The organism is Photorhabdus sp. RM71S (assembly GCF_042879355.1).
Lineage (GTDB): Bacteria > Pseudomonadota > Gammaproteobacteria > Enterobacterales > Enterobacteriaceae > Photorhabdus > Photorhabdus kayaii.
In genome coordinates, this window is the sequence record NZ_JBHFKV010000006.1 from 88,381 (window position 1) to 110,400 (window position 22,020).

19 protein-coding genes and 1 pseudogene are annotated in these 22,020 nt (G+C 43.3%); 13 read left to right on the plus strand and 7 right to left on the minus strand.

The window, feature by feature from the left end; all coding sequences use genetic code 11:
- Positions 1-17: 17 nt before the first annotated feature.
- On the minus strand, positions 18-1,727 hold the full coding sequence (locus ACGF5R_RS05395) for an AsmA family protein (protein WP_240000846.1): 1,710 nt from the start codon (positions 1,725-1,727) through the stop codon (positions 18-20).
- Between the two features lie 667 nt (positions 1,728-2,394).
- Here ACGF5R_RS05395 and ACGF5R_RS05400 point away from each other — a divergent pair.
- Complete coding sequence (locus ACGF5R_RS05400; RefSeq protein WP_112878917.1) at positions 2,395-3,948, plus strand: 4-hydroxyphenylacetate 3-hydroxylase family protein; 1,554 nt, start codon at positions 2,395-2,397, stop codon at positions 3,946-3,948.
- 90 nt (positions 3,949-4,038) lie between these two features.
- Here ACGF5R_RS05400 and ACGF5R_RS05405 read toward each other — a convergent pair.
- Positions 4,039-4,200: pseudogene (locus ACGF5R_RS05405) on the minus strand (xanthine permease XanP); the annotation flags it as partial.
- A 350-nt stretch (positions 4,201-4,550) separates the two neighbouring features.
- Between ACGF5R_RS05405 and gltS the strand changes: the two are divergent.
- A complete protein-coding gene (gltS, locus tag ACGF5R_RS05410; protein WP_112878916.1) occupies positions 4,551-5,759 on the plus strand; it encodes a sodium/glutamate symporter in 1,209 nt (402 codons plus the stop codon).
- A 513-nt stretch (positions 5,760-6,272) separates the two neighbouring features.
- Positions 6,273-7,010: a class I SAM-dependent methyltransferase gene (locus tag ACGF5R_RS05415; protein ID WP_112878915.1), complete on the plus strand. Its 738-nt coding sequence runs from the start codon at positions 6,273-6,275 to the stop codon at positions 7,008-7,010.
- Between the two features lie 348 nt (positions 7,011-7,358).
- Here ACGF5R_RS05415 and ACGF5R_RS05420 read toward each other — a convergent pair whose 3' ends face one another.
- Both ACGF5R_RS05420 and ACGF5R_RS05425 read right to left on the minus strand, forming a co-directional pair.
- Positions 7,359-7,652, minus strand: a complete 294-nt coding sequence (locus ACGF5R_RS05420; RefSeq protein WP_112878914.1) for a type II toxin-antitoxin system RelE/ParE family toxin — start codon at positions 7,650-7,652, stop codon at positions 7,359-7,361.
- A 2-nt stretch (positions 7,653-7,654) separates the two neighbouring features.
- Positions 7,655-7,924, minus strand: a complete 270-nt coding sequence (locus tag ACGF5R_RS05425) for a type II toxin-antitoxin system Phd/YefM family antitoxin (RefSeq protein ID WP_112878913.1) — start codon at positions 7,922-7,924, stop codon at positions 7,655-7,657.
- Positions 7,925-8,041: 117 nt separating this feature from the next.
- Here ACGF5R_RS05425 and ACGF5R_RS05430 point away from each other — a divergent pair, with 117 nt between their 5' ends.
- Entirely contained in the window at positions 8,042-8,443 is a 402-nt protein-coding gene (locus tag ACGF5R_RS05430) for a hypothetical protein (protein WP_112878912.1), read from the plus strand.
- Between the two features lie 581 nt (positions 8,444-9,024).
- On the opposite strand, the gene ACGF5R_RS05435 is transcribed toward ACGF5R_RS05430, so the two are convergent.
- The 3 genes from ACGF5R_RS05435 to recG all read right to left on the minus strand — a co-directional run bounded on the left by ACGF5R_RS05435 (position 9,025) and on the right by recG (position 12,380).
- Positions 9,025-9,285 (minus strand): hypothetical protein, encoded by a 261-nt coding sequence (locus tag ACGF5R_RS05435; RefSeq protein WP_112878911.1) that lies wholly within the window; start codon positions 9,283-9,285, stop codon positions 9,025-9,027.
- A gap of 97 nt (positions 9,286-9,382) precedes the next feature.
- Positions 9,383-9,661: a hypothetical protein gene (locus ACGF5R_RS05440; RefSeq protein ID WP_112878910.1), complete on the minus strand. Its 279-nt coding sequence runs from the start codon at positions 9,659-9,661 to the stop codon at positions 9,383-9,385.
- Positions 9,662-10,298: 637 nt separating this feature from the next.
- Complete coding sequence (recG, locus tag ACGF5R_RS05445) at positions 10,299-12,380, minus strand: ATP-dependent DNA helicase RecG (RefSeq protein ID WP_387690016.1); 2,082 nt, start codon at positions 12,378-12,380, stop codon at positions 10,299-10,301.
- Positions 12,381-12,847: 467 nt separating this feature from the next.
- On the opposite strand from recG, the gene ACGF5R_RS05450 reads away from it, so the two are divergent.
- The 9 genes from ACGF5R_RS05450 to ACGF5R_RS05490 all read left to right on the plus strand — a co-directional run bounded on the left by ACGF5R_RS05450 (position 12,848) and on the right by ACGF5R_RS05490 (position 21,925).
- A complete protein-coding gene (locus tag ACGF5R_RS05450) occupies positions 12,848-13,414 on the plus strand; it encodes a tyrosine-type DNA invertase (RefSeq protein WP_049584031.1) in 567 nt (188 codons plus the stop codon).
- 424 nt (positions 13,415-13,838) lie between these two features.
- Positions 13,839-14,456: a fimbrial protein gene (locus tag ACGF5R_RS05455; RefSeq protein ID WP_146747917.1), complete on the plus strand. Its 618-nt coding sequence runs from the start codon at positions 13,839-13,841 to the stop codon at positions 14,454-14,456.
- Positions 14,457-14,644: 188 nt separating this feature from the next.
- Positions 14,645-15,325 (plus strand): molecular chaperone, encoded by a 681-nt coding sequence (locus tag ACGF5R_RS05460; RefSeq protein ID WP_240000845.1) that lies wholly within the window; start codon positions 14,645-14,647, stop codon positions 15,323-15,325.
- A complete protein-coding gene (locus tag ACGF5R_RS05465) occupies positions 15,309-15,935 on the plus strand; it encodes a fimbrial protein (protein WP_387690017.1) in 627 nt (208 codons plus the stop codon). The genes ACGF5R_RS05460 and ACGF5R_RS05465 overlap by 17 nt, the downstream gene beginning before the upstream one ends.
- 67 nt (positions 15,936-16,002) lie before the next feature.
- Positions 16,003-16,728, plus strand: a complete 726-nt coding sequence (locus ACGF5R_RS05470) for a fimbrial protein (protein WP_387690018.1) — start codon at positions 16,003-16,005, stop codon at positions 16,726-16,728.
- Positions 16,729-16,778: 50 nt separating this feature from the next.
- Positions 16,779-17,480 carry a fimbrial protein gene (locus ACGF5R_RS05475; RefSeq protein WP_387690019.1) on the plus strand — a complete coding sequence of 234 codons (702 nt, stop codon included), beginning with the start codon at positions 16,779-16,781 and terminating at the stop codon, positions 17,478-17,480.
- 62 nt (positions 17,481-17,542) lie between these two features.
- A complete protein-coding gene (locus ACGF5R_RS05480; protein WP_228956793.1) occupies positions 17,543-18,280 on the plus strand; it encodes a molecular chaperone in 738 nt (245 codons plus the stop codon).
- A gap of 36 nt (positions 18,281-18,316) precedes the next feature.
- Positions 18,317-19,111, plus strand: a complete 795-nt coding sequence (locus tag ACGF5R_RS05485) for a molecular chaperone (RefSeq protein WP_112878905.1) — start codon at positions 18,317-18,319, stop codon at positions 19,109-19,111.
- 48 nt (positions 19,112-19,159) lie between these two features.
- The gene (locus tag ACGF5R_RS05490; protein WP_387690021.1) at positions 19,160-21,925 is read left to right on the plus strand and encodes a fimbria/pilus outer membrane usher protein; all 2,766 of its coding nucleotides are present in this window, start codon (positions 19,160-19,162) and stop codon (positions 21,923-21,925) included.
- The last annotated feature ends 95 nt before the right edge of the window (positions 21,926-22,020 follow it).

The window sequence follows — 22,020 nt, forward strand, 5'->3', positions numbered from 1 at the left end:
TACCCGAATATTCGTTACTATAGCTTAACAACCGGACAAGTTTCACAGTTTGGTGTGGATATTTGCCCCTTATTAATGACTTGAGTTTCGCTGCCTGATTGTTTATCCGTGGCAGTCAATGAACCATCGATAGTACTTTTAATATCATCAGCAGCAAGATCTCCCTGTATTAACAGCGTGAAATTGCCTTTACCCTGTAATTTCAACGGCACCCACCGCCATTGAGGCAAAATCGCTAAATCTGCATCTATTCCCCGGAAATCTAAAGTAAATGGCTTCTGTACCTGTTGATCTACTGTACCTTTCACTTTTAGTAATCCATCATCAACAGAGGCATCTAATTGGTCGAGGATCAGTTTATTTCCCTCTGTATGTAATTTAAGGTAAGGGCGACGTAATTCAACTTTGTTAAATGTTGCGCTGGTGGCACTTAAGTTCGAAGAGCCACGCCAGATTCCCCATTTCCCTTCTTTCAGTAATTCCATGTCATAGATATAACCACTGAGGGCAGTAAGTTGGAATGGAAAATCGGGGTTAATATCAATCAACAAGCTGTTGTTAATTGTCAGCTCGTTAATGGAGAATCCGGATATCCATTTAGGCAATGATTTTTTCAGCAACTGATGCCAGTTTTGTGGCAAGGTATAAGTTAAACTGGCAACCGTTGCATTGGTGATGTTGAATTGTTTTGTTTGGTGATTCCATTGCCCTTTGACGTGGAATAATCCCTTTTCCCAACGGGAAGTGAGATTGGAAATAGTGAGTTCATTGCCTGTAAGAAGAAGGTGACCAATAACATCGGTGAAATGAAGATCATTTAGCGTAGTATCCATAACGTTGAAATCAATAATGCCCTCTTTTGCCTGCCAGTTGCCGTTAGCCAAACCGACATTTTTTACTGAGATATCCAGATAGTTAGCAGACCAGTTTTTACCTTCCAGCTTGGCATTCGTAAGGTTCAGATCTTTGATGCGAACGGCGGGTAATTTGTCCGTTTTTAGCAATAACTCGTCAAGTGTCATTGGCGTTTGCCAACGAATATTGCTGATAAGTAAATTATCCCACTGCCAGCTGCCATCAGGCAGACGTTGCCCATTACCTGATACCGCACCCTGTGCCAATGTTGCACCAAATGAACGGAGAGTGAGGGTATTTTGCTGGTTATCTCCTCGTATAATGACTTTTTCGAGAGAAATATCATTGAAATTCAGTTTATCAGCGCTGAATTGAAATTCCCCATTCCCTGCCAACGTATTTGATTGTGGGTTCCAGGGGGTGATACCGCCAGTGATGTTTTGCCCTTGAATTTGCCAGCTTGCATTTTCTGACTGAATAGCCATCTGATTAAGTTGTAGAATGTTGGCGCTAAAAGGCAAGGATTGTTGCTGGCCTTTGATTGTTAATTGGCCCTGTTGCAATAACAGACGATGAAAATGACGCGGGGAAGTAAGTTGCTGCCAGTTGAAATCGAATGCGACAACTTGAGCTGCTAAAATGAAAGTCTGTTGCTGATTGCTAATGACAATATTGGAAAATGCCAGGGTGCCCGGTTGTGACCAGTTATGTTCGATATTGCCTATTTGAACCCGATAACGGCTGTGATGACTCAACCATTGACTAAGCTGATGTGTTCCCCAATTTGTTTGCATCACGACATAAACAGTGATTACTGCCAGTATTACCAGTAATAACAGAGTAACCAGCGATTTTCCTAACCATCTCATCATCAGACTCCAATTTAATCGGCTTATAGCTTCCTTTTATGCCGTAATTTTTGTGTTCACTCAAGAGATGGTGAATAAAAGTTATGAGCGAGGAGAAATTATTATTTGTAACATTTGTATAATTTAACAATAGAAATACCAATAAGTCACTATACCCGTCATCCTTCATGGCTGCACTCACTCACCCCGGTCATATAGTTATCTATGCTCCCGGGGATTCATTCCCTTGCCGTCGCGATGCAACTTGAAATCCATAGGGTATATATTAGTTGTTATTTATAATAATTTCAGGATATGAAATGAGGGAAATAATCAATTATTCGTTATCGTTTTATTCTATTAAAATAAACTTCTGGGATTAGTCTTTGATTAATTGTATTTTTGTTTTTTGTGCTAAGTGTTTATTAATGACTTGGCATGTTTGTATTAATTTGTTAATAATTATATTGTGTGATTAATATAATTATTAAATCTATATTTTATTGCATGACAATATAGCCAATGACATCTGAATGAATTAATGTATTAGTGGATGGTTGTAAATGGAATAATGGTATTTTTTTTCGTCATTCCTTTCTATTCCTTTCTCAATTTGATTGATGCTTGAAATAACACTGCATAGTTTATTTTCACCCATCTTCTGGTAAATAAATAATGTAAGGAATCTTCTATGTCAGAAAATATGAAACAAAAATCGTCGGATGAAGGTAATATCCGCACAACCCGCCCACTTAATGGAAAGGAATTTCTGGATGGGCTAAATGATGGTCGGGAAGTCTGGGCTTATGGTGAACGTATTCACGATGTTGTCAACCATCCTGCTTTTCAAAATCCGGCCCGAGCTGTTGCGAAACTCTACGACGCTTTGCACGATCCTGCTTATCGTGACGTACTGACCACGGCGACAGATACGGGGAGTTGTGGTGTAACACATCCTTTTTTCCGTATACCGCGCTCACAGCAAGATTTAATTGCTGATCGTGATGCTATTGCCGCGTGGGCTCGCATGAGTTATGGCTGGTTGGGTAGAAGCCCTGATTATAAGGCTTCGTTTCTTACCTCGCTCGGCGTAAAACCGGAAATTTATGGTGATTTTGCTGATAATGCAAAAAACTGGTATATCCGTTCGCAGGAGAGCGTGTTTTACTGGAATCACTCGATTATTAATCCGCCAATAGATCGTCATTTATCACCTGATGAAATTGGGGATATTTGTATTCATGTTGAAAAAGAATGTGATGATGGATTAATTGTCAGCGGCGCTAAAGTTGTTGCCACAGGATCGGCGATTAGTCACTACAACTTTATTGGTCATTACGGTTTACCAATAAAGAAACGGGAATTTGCGTTGGTCTTTACCTTGCCGATGAATACCCCGGGAGTGAAATTAATTTGTCGTCCTTCTTACGCAATGGCAGCTGATAAAATGGGCAGTCCTTTTGATTATCCGCTCTCGTCCCGATTTGATGAGAACGATACGATAATGATTCTGGATAAAGTGAAGGTTCCTTGGGAAAACATATTTATCTATGGAGATGTGGATAAAGTTTCGTTATTTTTTGCTGAATCGGGTTATTTTCATCGGGCTATGTTGCATGGTGTGACTCGATTGGCGGTTAAACTTGATTTTCTTTCTGGATTGCTTATTAAGGGTGTTGAAGCTACGGGTACGAAGGATTTTCGTGGCGTGCAAGCACGGGTTGGTGAAGTATTGTCATGGCGTAATATGTTTTGGGCGCTCAGTGATGCGATGATTAAATCTCCGGAGCCTTGGCGTGGAGATGCCTTATTGCCTCGGTACGAATATGGGATAGCTTATCGTTGGTTTATGACGTTGGGTTACCCGCGGGTAAAAGAAATTATTGAACAGGATCTGGGCAGTGCCTTGATTTATATTAACTCTCATGCCCGCGATTTTTCCAACCCGGAATTGTCTCCTTATCTTGATAAATACATGCGTGGCTCCAATGGTTATAGTGCAGTTGAGCGAGTCAAGCTCATGAAACTGATTTGGGACTCTATCGGTACGGAATTTGCTGGCAGGCATGAATTATACGAGCGCAATTATTCCGGCAACCATGAAGCTATCAGGGTCGATGTGTTGTTGGCTTCCCAAGCCACGGGCTTAGTGGATCAATTGAAAGGGTTTGCTGAGCAGTGTATGAGTGAATACGATCTTGATGGTTGGGTTGGTAATGATTTTGTTTGGCCTTCCAACCGCTAGGAGATAAATCATCATCACGCGCGATGATGATGAAATATACGTGCGTGATGAGTTGATTATGTGTAACCCGATATCAGATTTATAGGAAGATTATTTCTCCTGAGGAAATACCAGATTAAGAGTGATGGCTGTCAGACCACCGGCAGCAATACCGGAAGAGAGTAAAGTTTTCAGCCAATCAGGAGTGAACTGTAAAATTAGCGGTTGTTGAGCAACGCCCATACCAACCGCTAAAGATAGCGCGATAATCTTCACACCCTCCCCGAAGAGCGGGGTTTTACGGCGCACCGGATAAATCAATTCACTAGCTGGTTTTTTCGGGGGTATTGTTTCAGCCTGTTCAGGGGATGAGGTGAGCATGGTGTGAAATTCCGGACTGACAAAGAACGCATTTTAATGATCAATGGTGTAAAGGCAATCGTTTGCGTAAAAATTCTGTTCGTTGCCATGATTCGCTTTGGTCACATTTTTATATGTTTTAACTTGTGTTTGTTGCAGATTTTTTTTCTAATCCAGCGTTGCCTGCTTTTGGCGTTTTCTAAAGGATGAGTATAACGTCGTAATAACTTACATAATTTTAACAATATAGCTGGGGTACATAGATGTATCATCTTGATGTTTATGGCACGCTTGTGGCGTCCGCATTAGTACTATTACTTGGGCGCAAACTTGTACAATCAGTCCCATTTCTTGAAAAATACACCATTCCTGAGCCGGTCGCCGGTGGCCTGTTAGTTGCTCTGATTCTTTTAGCTGTTAAACAAACAATAGGTTGGGAAATCAGCTTTGATTTGTCTCTTAAAGACCCTTTGATGCTAACTTTCTTTGCCACTATCGGCTTGAATGCCAATCTTGCCAGCCTGAAAGCGGGTGGTAAGGTCTTGCTCACATTTGTCTTCGTCGTTGTTGGCTTGTTGCTGGTTCAGAACACGGTGGGTATCGCCCTGGCTGAACTGTTAGGGCTGGACCCATTAATGGGCTTACTGGCGGGTTCTGTTACCCTATCTGGTGGTCATGGTACCGGTGCCGCTTGGGGTAAACTGTTTAGTGAGCGTTATGGTTTTGAAAATGCAACAGAAGTAGCAATGGCTTGTGCGACTTTCGGTTTAGTACTGGGTGGCTTGATTGGTGGCCCGGTTGCTCGTTTTCTGGTGAGAAATACCAAAACCCCAGGCTTGAGGTCAGATGATACCGAAGTGCCAACAGCATTTGAAAAACCTTATACTGGGCGGATGATCACTGCGTTGGTCATGCTGGAAACGATCGCATTGATTGCTATCTGTCTAATGGCAGGTAATTTTGTATCTGAACTTCTGCAAGGTACATGGTTTGAATTACCGACATTCGTTTGTGTGCTGTTTATCGGAGTTATCCTCAGTAACAGTCTGTCGGTGTTAGGTTTTTACCGAGTCTTTGACCGAGCGGTTTCTGTACTGGGTAACGTAAGCCTTTCCCTGTTTCTGGCAATGGCGCTAATGAGCCTGAAATTGTGGCAGATGGCATCGCTGGCATTACCCATGCTGGTCATTCTCACTATCCAGGCCATCGTCATGGCGTTGTATGCAATTTTTATTACTTATCGGGTGATGGGTAAAAACTATGATGCTGCGGTGCTGGCGGCGGGTCACTGTGGTTTCGGTTTAGGGGCGACACCTACCGCCATTGCGAACATGCAGGCGATTACCGATCGCTTTGGGCCATCCCATGTGGCGTTTCTGGTGGTGCCGATGGTTGGCGCGTTCTTTATCGATATCGTTAACGCGATTGTGATTAAACTCTATCTGCTGTTGCCGGTATTCCCGGCGGTGTAGAGTAAATTAGCAAGATACTGCACCAACTGAATAGCTGGTGCAGTATTGTTGTTGATATACCCGTATAAAATCCGTTGATCGTTCAGGGGAGTCCATATAAAGGCATAACGACGGGTCATTGTCATTTTTCTATTGTTTAACGCTGAGATTATTCTAATTTCAACAATTGATGATACGACATAATTATTATAAGAATAATAGTTTCCACAGAACACATCATAGGTATTTTATATTTATTTTCCTCCTTATATTTATCCGAAAATTAACCAATATTAAAAAATCATATCTAATTCATCACTAACGTATTAATATAGATAACGTTTCATGATTTTGCTATGCGTTATTTTGCTAACCAATTGTTATATATGGAATCGTGAGTGATGTAAGATGTGGTACTATTTTGGAATCTTATTTATAATAAGAGAAAAATTTTCAGTAATTATTAATTCATACTAAGTAATATATCTCTTCGATAAATAAAGTATTTTGGCCTTTAGCTAAGGATAAAAAAACATGAAAGATAACACTTTATATGGCCCTATTGCACATCTTTACGAGAGCTTTTCAGATGCTACTGACCATATCAAAGTAGAAATCAGAACTATCTTCAATCTGGCAGGAGATATACACGGGAAATCAGTGTTAGATTTAGCCTGTGGATATGGCCTCTTTAGTCGAGAATACAAAAATCGTGGTGCGTCAAAAGTCATTGGAGTTGATATATCAGATAACATGATAGCGATTGCGAAAAGCAAATCACAACAATACGGTGACGATATCGAATTTCACGTAAGAGATGTCTGCAAGATGGAGTCATTTGGCAAGTTTGACATAGTTAATGCAGCTTGGTTATTTTGCCATGCAGAATCTATTGAAGACCTTGAAACTATGTTCCGTGTCATTGCTGCTCATCTCAAGCCTTCCGGTAAACTAATTGCGTATACCTTTGAACCTGATTATCGATTAGAGAAAGGGAATTATGAGAATTATTGTATAAAAATTCTGAGTGAAGAGCCGGTGAAAGACACCACTCTCCTGAAAGCTGAATTTCTTACCACACCACCTAGCCCTTTCACTATGTATCGTTGGAGTCGTGAACAATATCAAGCAGCGATCCAAAAGGCAGGGTTCAAACAATTTAAATGGCAAAAACCAATGCTGTTACAAAGCGATATTGAGGCTCATTCCCCAGGTTTTTGGGATGATTATCAACGAAATTGCCTTGATACAGCTCTTGTTTGTCAGGTTTAACGAGATAATCCCCTATATCTGTTGTCTTTCCTATACAAATCCCCCGATGAAAATCGCGGGATTTTTTTGACTTTCCCTCGTCCTGCTAAACAACTCTTCCTGACCTCCAGCCGGGATTCTGGTGAGAAAGTCAGGGTTTGGTAGGAGGCCATGTGCTGAGCTGCATAGCGTACAGAGAGCATAAAATCTGTGGGGTATGTGTCCGGTGAGAACCGGATGAAATAGTTCGACAACTCAGGTTTCTGAGGAAAACGGCGCTCGGGTAATTCACTCAAACATCTGATAAAAAAGTTTAACTGCTTATTTTATTGCGAATTAAATAAAGTATCCCATGTTTTATGCTCTTCATTATAGATGGTTATGTGGATCTTGCGTCTGATGCAACACCGCCAACACTTCAATACCAGTCGGAACTTCCCGGTAGTAAATAATGTGGCTCTCTACGGGGAAACTCAGCACACCAAAATAAAGATCGTCACTGCGATCACGGCCAGGGGATGGGTGACGATCAAGAATTTCCGTCATAGTCACACGTAACGAAGTTGAATAAGCTTCCGCGACATTCGCCCTCCATCGGCGCATAGAATAGAGTTTGATTGCACGAATATGCTCTCTGGCTTTCTTAGTAAACCGGACACTCATCCTTAAGCCTTACCCTCAAGTTCATCAACCGTCAACGGTGCAAATACATCATCAATACTATGCAATTCGCCACGATCAGCTTGTGCAATAGATTCAGCCAGAACGGCTTTTAAATTCTGTAACTTGAGCTGTGCGAACTGATCATACTCTTCAGGAGAGATAACCACGGCCACGCGCTTTCCATGCTTAGTAATTTCCACAGGTTCACGCTGAACTTTCCTAAGCAGATCACCAAACTGGTTCTTAGCTAGTTGTGCGGGAATAATTTCCATACATCACCTACCGTCTAAAAATGGCTCGAATAGCCATTATGGCTAAAAGTGTATGGAGCTACCAGTAATCAAAATAGCCAACCGCCAACCAAGATGACTTTTGGGTACTTTCGGACTATGGCGGGCAAATCCCGCCAGAAATTGCTCAATTGCAGTATTGTCAGTCTAAGTGCAACAGGCTATGCTTTCGCGGCTTTGCGGGCAAATCGTAGCGTAGTCGCCTGGGGGGATAATCTTCGAGGCGGTGAAATCCCTCCCGAAATTGCCGCATTAAAGGATGTCGCCAGTCTGAAAGCAGCAACTTATGCCTTTGCTGTCCTACGGGCAGACCGCAGTGTGGTTTCCTGGGGGGACAATGGCGGGGGTGGTATCAGCGTTCCACCCGGGATAGCCCGATTACAAGATATAGTCAGCTTGAGCGCATCAGGAAGTTCATTCTCAGTCCTGCGGGCGAATGGAGAAAGATTAGCCTGGGATGTTGGTGGCGATAATATAGTACACAGTGAATATGATGATTAATCCATTGTCATTATGAATTACTAAAAAACACGAAAAACAAGGCTGAGCCATAATACCTCGGTTCAGCCTATCGTTTATTTAATTCGAAATGTTAGCTCTCCCGCCCTGTTATTACCAAAACCACTTTTCAAATAAATATCAAAAGAAAATAACTTTACGAAATAGTTTGAAATATAAATTCTAAAAAAACAAAAATAACTCATTTTTTTATAAACAGAAAATATATTACGCCACCCTTGGTGATTCTTATTCTTTGCTTTACAGATAATCATTATAAGATTACGTTATATATTTAAGTTATATATTTAAGTTACATGTTTGCGTATTAATAAGAGTAGCCATAAAGATATACATCCTCTCTAAATACCCAGTCTGGAAATTATGTCAGCGGAAGTTGATAAAACAACTGATTAATCATAAATAGGCTGGAAATATCTTTATCAGTGAAGCAGGAAAACAAGCATTACGGGCGAAAGTAGCAAACCATTGAATATAAATAGTTCAGGAATGGAGATTCCATTCCTGATGATGGTGATTTAATTGGGTCTAACACTCAATTAAATCAGATGACAAATTCTCATTTATTTCTCTAAATGAGATATATTAGTGCCGCTATCTTGTACATGATCATCAAAAATAATAATAAAACTGTTCTGCGAAGCAGAATATGATTTTTCAATACCTCGCTGAATTACTGAAAATATAAAACCATGCGTATCGGATAGATCCCACACCTTTACATCTTCACAATCAAGAGCTAAATATTCCTCTCTGCCTTCCTCTCCACATTTATTAACCGAAACTTTAACCGGTTCAGTTGAGAGGTTTTTAACATAAATCATAAATCCTCCACTATGTCAATAATTAACATTTACATTTAATTCAACAATATATGATCTGAAATTAAATTAAGAAAACTAGTGCAATAATAAAATTTTTTTAGACGGATGGTATGGAATATAAAGAATCTATTCGGCTACCGTTATTTTCAACCGAGTTATTATAAATAATTATGTAGCCATTTGATCTTATTGAATACAACAATGTAACACTATCTTTGCGTGCTACTGACATTAAAAAACCGCGCTCATCTGATCTACCCCATTGAGCCACCTCTCCTGGATTAATATCAACATATTCGTCATCACCTTCTTCACTACCCCATTTATTAATTGAAACTTTAACCACCTTATCTGAAATATTTTTAGCATAAATCATATTAAACTCTCCATTATATCAACGTAGATTTATTTAGCTCTAATTTAAAAACACCCTAATGTATACCATAATGAAATTAAGTATAGATAAAAAAACCAAAACAAAACTAATATTTGTGTGACCTCTATCAAAGTTTTATACTTCGAAAAGAAAATATTTAAAATTACATTCATTGGGTTAATAGAAACATTTACTATTTAAACTTAGTAATTCAATATTACATTGATGAAAATTTCCTATCATAGATTTACATCTATTACCATTTTTACCTTTGAGCATAACATTGCGCTAATACCGCATACACTATAACTGAATTTGATGAAAAATGTCGGAACCGCCTGTTACCCCAATTAGCGGGTAAAAGACTTCGGATAGTGAAACGTCGTATCAATTAATCCGAGGTACTGGATTTAATTTTTTTAAGAAAATAATGAAAAATAGCAGATTAGAATAAGAATTTTATTTTACTTATCTTTATAATTAGATTTTTAATTCCTTCTGAAATAATATATTGCCAATTAAACTGAATAATTAAAAGAAAGTCCTGTAGCAGAGCATCTTAATTATTGAATAAAACCAAATATCCATATTTTTGGCAGCGTTGAGAAGCGAAAAGCCCGCGCCGATATGTTCTCAATCACGCATGACTATAATGTGTCCGTTCCGGTAACCAGCGTTCAATTAAGGCACGAGCATGTTCAGGATAGCGTTGGTGAATATGCCGGGCAATACGCTGTACTTCCGGCAACATTCCCTGATCTCTTAGCAAATCAGCCACCTTAAATTCCGCATTTCCAGTTTGGCGTGTTCCTAATAGCTCCCCGGGACCACGAATTTCCAGATCTTTTTGCGCGATAACAAAACCATCGTTACTGTCTCTGAGTACTTGCAGGCGTATTCTGGCAGTACTGCTCAGCGGCGTTTTGTAAAGTAAAACACAATGGGAGGCAATAGCGCCACGGCCGACTCGTCCGCGTAATTGATGTAGTTGCGCCAAGCCAAGCCGTTCCGGGTTATCGATAACCATCAAACTGGCATTTGGCACATCCACTCCAACTTCGATAACCGTTGTGGCGACCAGAAGCTGTAATTCTCCACATTTGAAAGCCTCCATCACTGCCTGTTTTTCTGCGGCTTTCATTCGGCCATGCACTAACCCAACTTTCAGTTCCGGTAAGGCGAGAGTCAGCTCTTCACTGGTGGCTTGCGCGGCTTGAGCTTCCAACACATCAGAATCTTCAATCAGCGTACAAACCCAATAGACTTGTCTGTTTTCATCAAGGCAGGCATTTTTGATCCGTTTAATAACCTCTTCGCGGCGTGTATCCGGGATCGCAACTGTTGTGACCGGCGTTCTCCCCGGTGGCAATTCATCAATAATAGAAGTATCGAGATCGGCATAAGCGGTCATTGCTAAGGTACGGGGAATCGGGGTGGCCGTCATAATCAATTGGTGAGGATGAAAACCTTGTTCACGTCCTTTTTCCCACAAAGCCAGACGTTGATGAACACCAAATCGATGTTGCTCATCAATAATCACCAGCGCCAGACCGGAAAACTTCACCTGTTCCTGAAACATGGCATGCGTACCAACAATCATGGCGACCTGACCGCTGGCAATGGCTTCTTGTTGTTTCTGACGCGCTTTCCCCTTTTGCTTACCCGCTAGCCAGCCGATCTGAATCCCCAAAGGTTCCAGCCATTGCCGGAAGGTATTTGCATGCTGTTCTGCCAGTAGTTCAGTCGGCGCCATCAGGGCAACCTGTTTGCCATGAGCAATAACCCGCAACGCAGCCAATGCGGCAACCAGTGTTTTTCCTGAACCTACATCGCCTTGAATCAGTCGCATCATGGGAACATCTTTTGCCAGATCCTGCTCAATTTCCGAGACAACCCGCTGTTGCGCATGAGTTGGCGAAAATGGCAGGCGATTAAGGAATTGCGGTTTTAACTCGTTTTCCATCGGCAATGGCTGAGCGTGATAGCGTTGTACGCCAGCTCTGACGGCTAACATACTTAAATGATGCGCTAAAAGTTCTTCCAGAACCAGACGGCGATAAGCTGGATGTCTGCCAGTTTCCAGATCCGCCAGAGCAATATCTGGCGTTGGACGGTGCAAGATATGCAATGCTTGCGGCAGACTAATGATAGAGCGGCTAAGTTCTTCCGGCAGGAGTTCATTGATTGCACAGGTATCTAGCAATTTCAGTGCTTGATCAATGAGATTACGCAGCGTCGCTTGACGAACACCTTCCGTTGTGGGGTAAATCGGTGTTAATGTCTCCTGAAGCTGCACATTTCCAGTATGATTTTGAATCTTATACTCAGGATGAATAATTTCGGCGCCTTGACTGCCTCTTCTGATTTCACCGTAGGCAACAACCTGTTTCCCTTTCGCGAGATTGCTTTTCATTGCCATAGAAAAGTTAAAAAAGCGCAGTGTGAGCACACCGGTACCATCACTAATTTTGCAGATCAGGGTTCGACGACGACTAACAACAACATCGGTACGAAGAATTTCACCTGTGACGGTGGCGGAAATACCCGGTAAAAGATCATTAATCGTATAAAGGCGTGTTTGGTCTTCATAACGCAGCGGGAAATGTAGCAGCAGATCCTGCAAATTAACCAGTCCTATTTTTGCTAATTTTGCGGCCTGATTTGCCCCGATGCCATGCAGGGAAGTCAAAGGGATGGCATCAAGCAGTTGGCCTTTCATACGGTTTCTTTATCTCCATTGATTGCATGGCCGTCCGTCATGTTTCACAGACCACGGCCTGATCCTATTTACCATCCATAATAATACAGACGGGTTTGACGTAATCAACGGAATATTTTTCCCAGTAACTGATTGAAAATCATATCAATACCTTGAGAGTAAGCTGCTATAACCGAGAAGACGATTTGTAACGACAGGTTCTTGTAGTCTGTTTTGAATAATCCTCCCCGTCAACCAAATGTAAACTAACATTCTTTTGAGGTGAAAAAATAATCAAAAAAGGTGTTTAAATTTTATCCCATATCTGTATAACCTTCTGTAGCCTGGGTAGACAACATGCATCATTTGGGTTTGGTGTGTATTTTATCCTCAGGTTCTGCCTGTTCCTGGTCTGGGTCCCCAGAGTTAGGGTGTTCTAAGCGGGATATAGCCGGGTTGTACTATCAATATATTTTGGAGAAATAATCATGGGCCAAAGAAAATATCTGACTCAATCAGAAGTAGAAAGCATGTTGGAGATGGCAAAAGTTGGGCCTAATCCAGAACGGAATTACTGTCTGGTGTATATGAGCTATATTCACGGCTTTCGTGTTAGCGAAGCCAGGCATTTACGGTTATCTGATATGGAATTAAAAGAAAAATGCTTATATATCAGGCGATTAAAAGGCGGGTTTTGTACTAATCATCCTTTGTTGCAGCGTGAAGTTAAGGCGATTAAGGCATGGCTTAAAGTGCGCAAAACTTTTCAGGGCGCTGATAGTGATTGGCTGTTTTTGTCACGTTGTGGGAAACCGCTTACTCGCCAGCGTATTTATCAGATTATTAGCCAATTAGGACAATTGGCTAATATCTCTGTAGATCCGCATCCGCATATGTTGCGCCATGCCTGCGGTTTTGCTCTTGCAGACCGGGGAATAGATACCCGGTTGATACAAGATTACCTTGGACATAAAAACATCCGCCATACAGTGCGCTATACTGCCAGTAATGCTGAACGATTTCAAGGGGTTTGGGGTATAAAGGGTAAACGTTAAGCAATTACAATTAGGACCATTTTGACAATTGAGATACAATTGCCTAGAAATTATACTGAAAGTTTTCTAATAAAAAAAGAGACAGATTTGTATATATTTGTAAATCCCAAACATCTTACCACAAAAACATTTCGATAATCCACTCTTTTTATTCCAATATGTAAAAACATTACACTTCCTTCGTTACTTTAAAGAAATTACTGTTACTAATTTCGGATTAAATAATTAAATATCCTTAAAATTTGCAAAATAACTACAGCTATCTCTATATTGCTCTGTTTTTGCACAGAAAAATTTTTGTATCTCAATTGTCAAAATGGTCCTAATTGACAAATTTATGTACAGCTAGATGTCTCTGTTTGTCAAAACATGATACACGAATTTGAATCGGACTTTAGTTAAGTAGTTAAACGAGATTAATGAAATGAAAAGACAGATATTAAAGATAAGCGTCGTGGCGGCGTTGGTTTTGGGGGCAGCTTCGGTTGCTAATGCGAAAAATAATGCTCAAGTGACCATTACCGGTACTGTTTCGGATGTGTCATGTGACATTACCAGTGGCGTAAAAAATGGTGATGTGAGTTTGGGTAACCATAAGCCAGATGACTTCAAGCCTGGGGCTGGTTCGAATAGCTTATTGGAGGGAAAGTTTGTTATTCCTGGATATGAAACTTTTTCTGTCGGTGTCGGTGGCTGTGATGGGACTGTTGCCGCAAAGAAATCACTTAAGCTACTGGTGACAGGGGCTACGATAGCATCAACAACTGATGTATTTAGTGATGGTCAGGGTAATACGCAGGGTTTCGTTCCAAATGCGGGTGTTGCATTAACCTATAAGGTTGGTGATTCCTCTACTGCAACGGAAGAGCTTCTTAAGAAAGACAGCAAGATCGTATTGGCTTCATCAAGTGATAAAGATCCTAAAGTGGAAGCTCTTAATAACAAGTCTGTAACCTTTAAAGCTTATATGGCGTCAGTGGCTGAAAAACCATCTCCTCAGCAGATTCATGCTCCTCTTAACTTTTCCATAGCATATGAGTAATTGTTAATTCGATAAACCAGCCTGAGGAGCCTCTCTTCAGGCTTCTTTAGGTTGCAAGTTCTGGATGATTGAAACGGCGTTTTATAAACCGCTATTGGCTGAGTAACGAGGCGAAAAGAGAAAAAATAATGATCAGTAAACTCCGACTTCCCAACATCATAGTAAAAAGCCTCGTCTTGGGCATATTTTTGTTTGCGTCACAGAGCTGGGCTGAAGGCGGGTTTGGCATCAACGCTACACGCATTGTTTTTTTACAGGATAAAGCTGAAGCAATAGTCTCGGTGCGTAATACGACAACTAATATCCCTTACTTGGTGACGGCTAAAATCAGCTCCACCGTTGATGGCAAGGGTAAAACACCATTTTATGTCTCGCCTCCTTTATTCCGTCTGGACCCTCAAGGGACCAATACGTTGCGCATCTTGGGTGATACCCGTCAGTTGCCGACTGACCGGGAGAGCGTCTTTTATTTTAATGCTTCTGCCATTCCCGGTAGTAATGCTCCGGGCCAGCGCTCTGAAAGCGCTAAGATTTCGGGTGGGCTGGCCTATGCCATCGGCAATACGATCAAACTATTTTATCGGCCAACGGGGTTGGTGGGTACACCAGAGCTGGCATACAAAGCGCTGCGCTTTACCCATGCTCCCGGTGGCGTTCAAGTCAGTAACAATTCGCCTTATCACATCAGCTTTACCCAGATCAAAGTTGATGGGGTGCCGGTGAAGTTTTCTGACAGTCATCCGCAAATGCTGGCGCCTTTCAGCACCCATGTTTATCCCGCTCAGAACAATCAGAACAAAAAGAAAGTGGAATGGGCGGTGATCAACGATCTCGGCGGTGGAGAGAACTTCGATGGTGAAATTCAGTAAAGCCGGTATTTCAAGGGTTCAGCGTATACAGAGATACCTGAGTTACCTAGGCATGGGTGGGGTTCTGTGGCTCTCTTCTGGTCCCTTGTGGGCAGCGAATTCTGCCGGGGCCACATTTAAGGCTGAAATTACTCAAGGCACGTGTGATGTCATTGTGGACAGCAATAATATCGAGCTGGGCATAGTGCAGTTTGCAGACTTGGTATTAGGAAAAGTTAACAGGGAAACTCAGATTACGCTGAGAAATTGCACGAGTGTGGTCAATAGAAACAGTATTACTCCCACGATTACCGTTACCGGAAATCATGTTGGTACGAATGATAAGAGCTTGTTTCGTGATAAAGGAGCAGATGAAAAAAACGAAGCTTCAACGGCAGTGGGCATCACTGTGCAATTGAAGAAGTTTAGTGGAACAGAATGGTCCCCAGATTTAAAGGACGGTGAACCTTTTCATCTGGCTAATAAAGGCACAATCGTAAACGATAAAACGCCTACTGTGCCGGTGAAATTTTCACTGGTATGTGCTTTGGCAGGCGGGCAGACGGTAGCGGTCTGCAAAAAGGCAGGAAAAATCAAGGCTACGCTGACGTTTACGTTTAATTATCGTTGATGTATCGGCATTGCAGCGTGATATCGCGTTAACAGAAGAGTGATAGGGTTAATTTGAGGTGAGCACGATGTTTGGGACAGCGACAGAACAAAAAAAAAGCAGGCTGAATGACCAGTCGACCTTCCTGACCAAGGGTAGAAACCCGGTATTGCAGGTTGTGATGCGCTGCTTCTGCTGGAGTTCTGTAACGGTTCTGCTGTTCCTGGCAAGCAGCGTCATGGCTGATGATTCCAAGTCCAAGACCGAGCCCAAGTACCCTGCGACGATCACGAGTGGGGTAAACGTACAGCTGCGTGTAAATGTTTATCCTGATCCTTGTGACATAGAGATCGGTGGTGGTGATATGAAGGGTTCGGAGCTGAATTTTGGTTCCCTGCTGGCGGCGGAGTTTAGTCATGAAGGGAATGTATCAGCCCCCAAGTCATTTAAGCTGAAATTAACGAATTGTGGCGATCCGGGGAGTCTCGGCCTTATACCCAAGATCACTGTATCTGGAAATACCATCGACGCTGAACATGGTGTGATATTTAGTGATCCTAGTTCCGGTGATTCTGGTACCTCTGAGGGGCTGGGGTTTATTATTTTAATCGAAGAAAATGAGAAGAAGAAAATAGGGCTGAATGATCAGTTGTCAATCAATCATCAGGAAATGGAGTTCCCGTTCCAGGTTGAATTTGATGAGGGCAGTGCTGAGATGTATGTAATGGTAGCAATCGCACGTGGAATAGATAGTAAGGTTATTCAACCCGGGACGCTGATTGCGCACGTCACATTTACATATTCTTATCAGTGAGGTGTGATTTATCACGGATGATAAAAATTGGGAGAGGCGGAAAGAGTTAGATGAAAACGAAAAATAGCAATCTTATAAACAGTGAATTAATGACATATCACAGCAGGGCAAAATATGTGTTGCTCTTCATGATGCTGATTGGATGGACCATCGGTTGTGTGACGACTTTTCCAGTGCAGGCGGATACGGATACGGAGCGTACAATCAATTTCAGAGGCATGTTATTGCCTCCGACCTGTGTGTTGAGTGTGAATGGGTCCAGCTTTGCCGGGTTTTATAATGATGATTTCGCTCCGGTCTATGCCAGTGAACTCAGAAATAGCAAATATATCGCAAGAGATCCCGTGGAACTGAACTTTATGTTTAGTGACTGTGATCTAGGCGAATCAAAACCCGCTTTCTACATATGGAGTGATGTGCCTGCCATAACAGATCGGGAGCTTTTCATGCCTGATGACAGTGATGTTGTTAACAACAGTACTAAAGGAGTAGGGGTTAGGTTATTCGACGAGGGAACTAGCAAGTTTGTAGAGGTAAGGAAGGGGACTGATCCGTATAGGGTAGACCTCTCAGACAGTGTAAAAGGAAATGGTGGGAAATTGGAGGGAACAATGAGGAGGTTCAGGGCGTATGTGGGAGGTCTGGGCGATACAAATAATCCAGTAACCTGCAAAACAGAGAATAACGATACCAATGTATTATGCGGAGGAGTTGCGGATGTGAAGATACATTTTGAGTTTGTGTATCAGTAGATGGCGTTAAGCCGGGTGTATTCAAGGGATTTTGTCTGATTCTCTGAGATGAAGTGGGATATATGAAAAAGATGATAGTCATGGGAATGCTGGCGATATGGGCGGTTATGGCATCGTCACCAGCACATGCGGGTCTTATGTTGAGGAAGACACGTATTATTTATCATCAGGGCGACAAGGTGCAAAGCATGTCATTGCAGAATTCAGGCGATGAGGTGTATCTAATACAAGCTGCTGTGACTCCGGGAGATAACTCAAATACCCGTTCATCGGAGTTTACCGTGTTGCCTCCGTTGTTTCGCATGGAGGGTAATAGCTTGAACGTGATGCGTGTTATACGTACTGGTGGTGATTTCCCAGCTGATCGAGAGTCTCTGTTTCGTTTTCGTATTAATGCGATCCCGGCGAAGAAAACACTAGATGAGAGCAAGGCCAATGGCAATGGAAAACCAGGAGAGATTGGAGCATCTCTGTCTATTGCGCTGGGGATGAATATTAAACTTATCTACCGGCCAGATAAGCTGCCGATGACACCGGAGCAGGCCTATGGCCGACTGACATTTATACGAGCAGGCAATACTGTCGTAGTGACTAACCCAACACCGTATTACCAGACTTTTGCCCAATTGAAACTTGATGGCAAGGCAGTAGATCTTAACAAAGCCCCGTCAATGTTGGCCCCTTTCGGCCAGATGACTTTTTCCTTGGCAGGTACGGCGGGAAGTAAAGTGACATGGTCGATGATCACCGATGCCGGTGGAGTGAGTAGACTACAGAGCGGTACGTTACGGGCCGACTAAGTATGTTTTTATATTTTGAAATTGGAAGAGCATGACATGGTGGAGCGTAATATTTCAATAAAACAGATCGTTATAACTGTGTCATGTGTTCTGGCAATAATATTACCGGTATTGCCGCTCAGGGCAGCAGAGAGTCTGAAGGGGTTGTATCTCGATGACGCTCGTGTGATTTATCCTGAATCATCCAGCAACGGAGTCTCTTCGACACTCATTAATAACAGCGACAACAATTATCTCATTCAGTCAATCGTACGAGAACTAAACCCAGAGACCGGTTTACCGCTGGGGGTTAAGGCGCCATTTATCGTTATTCCGCCGATTGCGAAGGTGGGGGCAGATGAACGGCAGGTGCTGAAAATCCTTCGTACTGGTGGGGTTTTGCCGAAAGATCGAGAATCTCTGTTCTTTCTGAATCTGCTTATGTTGCCTTCTGAGAAACAATTACCAGTATCTAAAGATGACTCTGGCAAGATGAGAATGGTGACAGCTCTGGCGGTGAAATTGTTCTACCGTCCTGAAGGGTTACCAGAAAAGGGGGTTGCCGGTGCGGTGAAACAGTTAAGTGCGTCAGTAAAAGAGGATGTCGTGATGCTGTCTAATCCGTCACCGTTTTGGATAACGTTGCAGACTTTGCATGTAAGTTCGTTTGCCGTACCGGGCAAGGATTTGTTTAGGATGGTGCCACCCTTTGGTCAGCAGAGCTGGTCGCTGCCGGCGGGTAAAGTGTCTCCTGGTAGTCATGTCACTGTATCGTGGCGTGCTATTGATGAGTTTGGGTTAGACACTGATGAAGAGAGTAGATCTATTGCCGTATCCGGCAGTGGTCAATAGCGATGTTGCAAGATATCGACAGAATAGATATGAGCAATGAACCTCTATATGTTAAATAAGAGATGGCAATTAAGAATGAAAGTGTTGATTCCGGCAATAAGCCGTCGTTCAAAACGGCCGTCTACTTGTTGTCGTTGTGTAAATCAAGGTATTTTTACTTCTCTTACCCTATCAAAGCACCAAATGGGGGGGTCTCTCGTTTTTTGTCGGGTGATGCTGGCATTTCTGACGGGATGGAGCGCTCAGGCAACAGCGCGTGATTATTTTGATCCGGCTTTATTGGACTTTGGTTCGAATTCCGGTCAACCGGTAGACTTATCACAGTTTGAGACCGTAGGAGGTCAGGCGCCGGGAACTTACCGTGTTGATATCTACGTGAATGGTACTTTTTTTGATACGCGTGATATTACGTTCCAGCGTCATAGCGAGGGTAATGCCGAGCTGACGCCGGTACTTACCCCAGATTTGTTGGAAGCGGCTGGTGTTAATATCAGCGGTATACCAGCATTGAAAGCATTGCCGGTGGATAAGCCGATAGAGAGTCCGTTGGGTAAATTGATTCCCCAAGCGGCGGCCCGCTTGAACTTTTCCCAGATGCAGCTGAATGTAAGCGTACCCCAAATAGCGATGAAGCCTTCAACGAATGGCCTGGTTGATCCGAAGTTATGGCAGGAGGGCATTCCGGCTTTTTTACTGAACTACAGCATCAATGGCAGCCAGAATCAACGCTCACAGTTTGGCAATAAACAGACTAATCAGAGTCTGTTCGGTAGCTTCAATTCTAGATTGAATCTGGGGGCCTGGCGTCTTCGTAATACGGCTACTTATTCTTATAACACTCAAACTTATAACCGGTATGACTCATTCAATGACGCAGTGAAAAAAACAACCGAATCCCAGCAACGTTGGAACTTTCAGCAAACCTATTTGCAGCGGGACGTGGTGGCGTTACGCAGTGATCTGACGATAGGGGATACCTCGACCGGTAGTGTGGCAGGTCAGGTGTTTGATGGTTTTCCTTATCGTGGTATTGGGCTTGCCACCAGTGACCCGATGATGCCCGGCAGGCTGAGTGGTTTTGCGCCGATTATCAGTGGGATAGCTAAATCTAATGCTCAGATTACGGTGACGCAGAATGGCAGTGTGATTTATCAAACCAACGTGGCACCCGGTCCATTTCGTATCACAGACTTGGTGGGCAGCAGGGTCGGGGGAGACTTACAGGTAACGATAACTGAGGCCGATGGTACTCATCATGGGTTCACTCAGGCCTATTCCAGTCTGCCTATGATGTTGCGGCAGGGGCAATTCAAGTACGAAGTGGCCGCCGGGCGTTATTACAGTAGTGGATATGGCAGCGGCATACGTAAGCCGGTGTTTGGTATGGCCTCGATGATTTACGGTCTGCCTGGTAACGTCACGTTATACGGTGGTGGCCTGGTGGCGCAATCGTACCAATCTGCGGCGCTGGGAACTGGGCTCTCTCTGGGTATGATGGGGGCATTATCTGCGGATATCACGACTTCCCGGACCCGGTTACAAAATACGCCTGACATCCTGCGTGGGGAATCTTACCGCGCTAAATATTCGAAAAGTATGCTGACCACTGGCACGACAGTGGATTTAACCGCGTACCGCTATTCCACACGTAATTACCTGAGTTTTTCGGATGCGAATACTCAAGGCTACAGTGTTTGGGGAGAACTCCCTTCTTGGATGTCTGAGCGGCGACGCAGTAGTTGGCAGATGCGACTGAGCCAGTCATTGCCCGGTAACTATTCTCTGTGGCTCAGTGGTCAGCGGGATAACTACTGGGGAAGCTCTAAAACTAACACCACACTATCGATGGGATTGAATGGTTCTTTCTACCGTGTGGGCTGGGGGCTTAATTACAGCATTGATCGCATGCGCGGTAACGGTGACTGGCCTGAGAACCGGCAAATTTCGTTGAACGTAAACGTTCCACTGAGTCTGTTTGGCTCCTATGCGGCGCTGAATAATGCGTATGCTAACTATAGTTTTTCCCGTGATAGTACGGGACGCAGTAATAACCAGTTGGGCATAGGCGGATCGGTGCTGGATGATAATAGTCTGTCTTGGAACGTATCGCAGAGTCAGGCGAATAAAGGGAGAGGGCGCAGCGGATCAGTGTCAATGGGATATCTTGGTTCCTTTGGGCAAGCCAACTTGGGATACAACTACGATTCATGGGGGGGACGTGGTGTGAACTACGGGTTTAGTGGAGGACTGATTGCACATCAGCATGGCGTTACTTTGGCATCGCGTATTGGTGATGCTGCTGTATTAGTGCGGACATCGGGGGTTGCAGGTATTCGTGTGATGAATTCCAGTTCGGTGACTACTAATCGCTGGGGATATGCGGTTGTGCCTTATGCCCAGACGTACAGCCGTAATAGTATCAGTTTAGATCCGTCATCGCTGCCGGAAGGGGCTGACATGGCACAGGGTAGCAAGAACGTATTCCCGACGAGTGGCGCGGTTGTGATGGTGGATTACCCCGTGCGTATTGGGCAGCAGTTGCTGATGAATTTGACCTATAACGGTAAGCCCGTGCCGTTTGGGGCAATGGCGGGGCTTAAAGGGGATACAGACACAAATCTGGCCGCGATAGTCGGGGAGGGTGGACAAGTGTACCTGAGTGGTATGCCACCCAGCGGGGTACTGAAAGTGAAGTGGGGCAGTACACCGGACAGGCAGTGCGAGGTGGCGTTTAACCTGGGGCCTCCTCCGGTAAAGGCGAAGGCAGATAAAAGCTGGAATCCAATGAGGCAATTGAACGAAACCTGTCGTTAAGATGAGGCAATGTGTTGTGGCTCTGCACTGACAACCTAATGTGGAAAACCATAATTATTAGGAAGAGGACCCTCTGAAAGGCGGATGTGATTTGG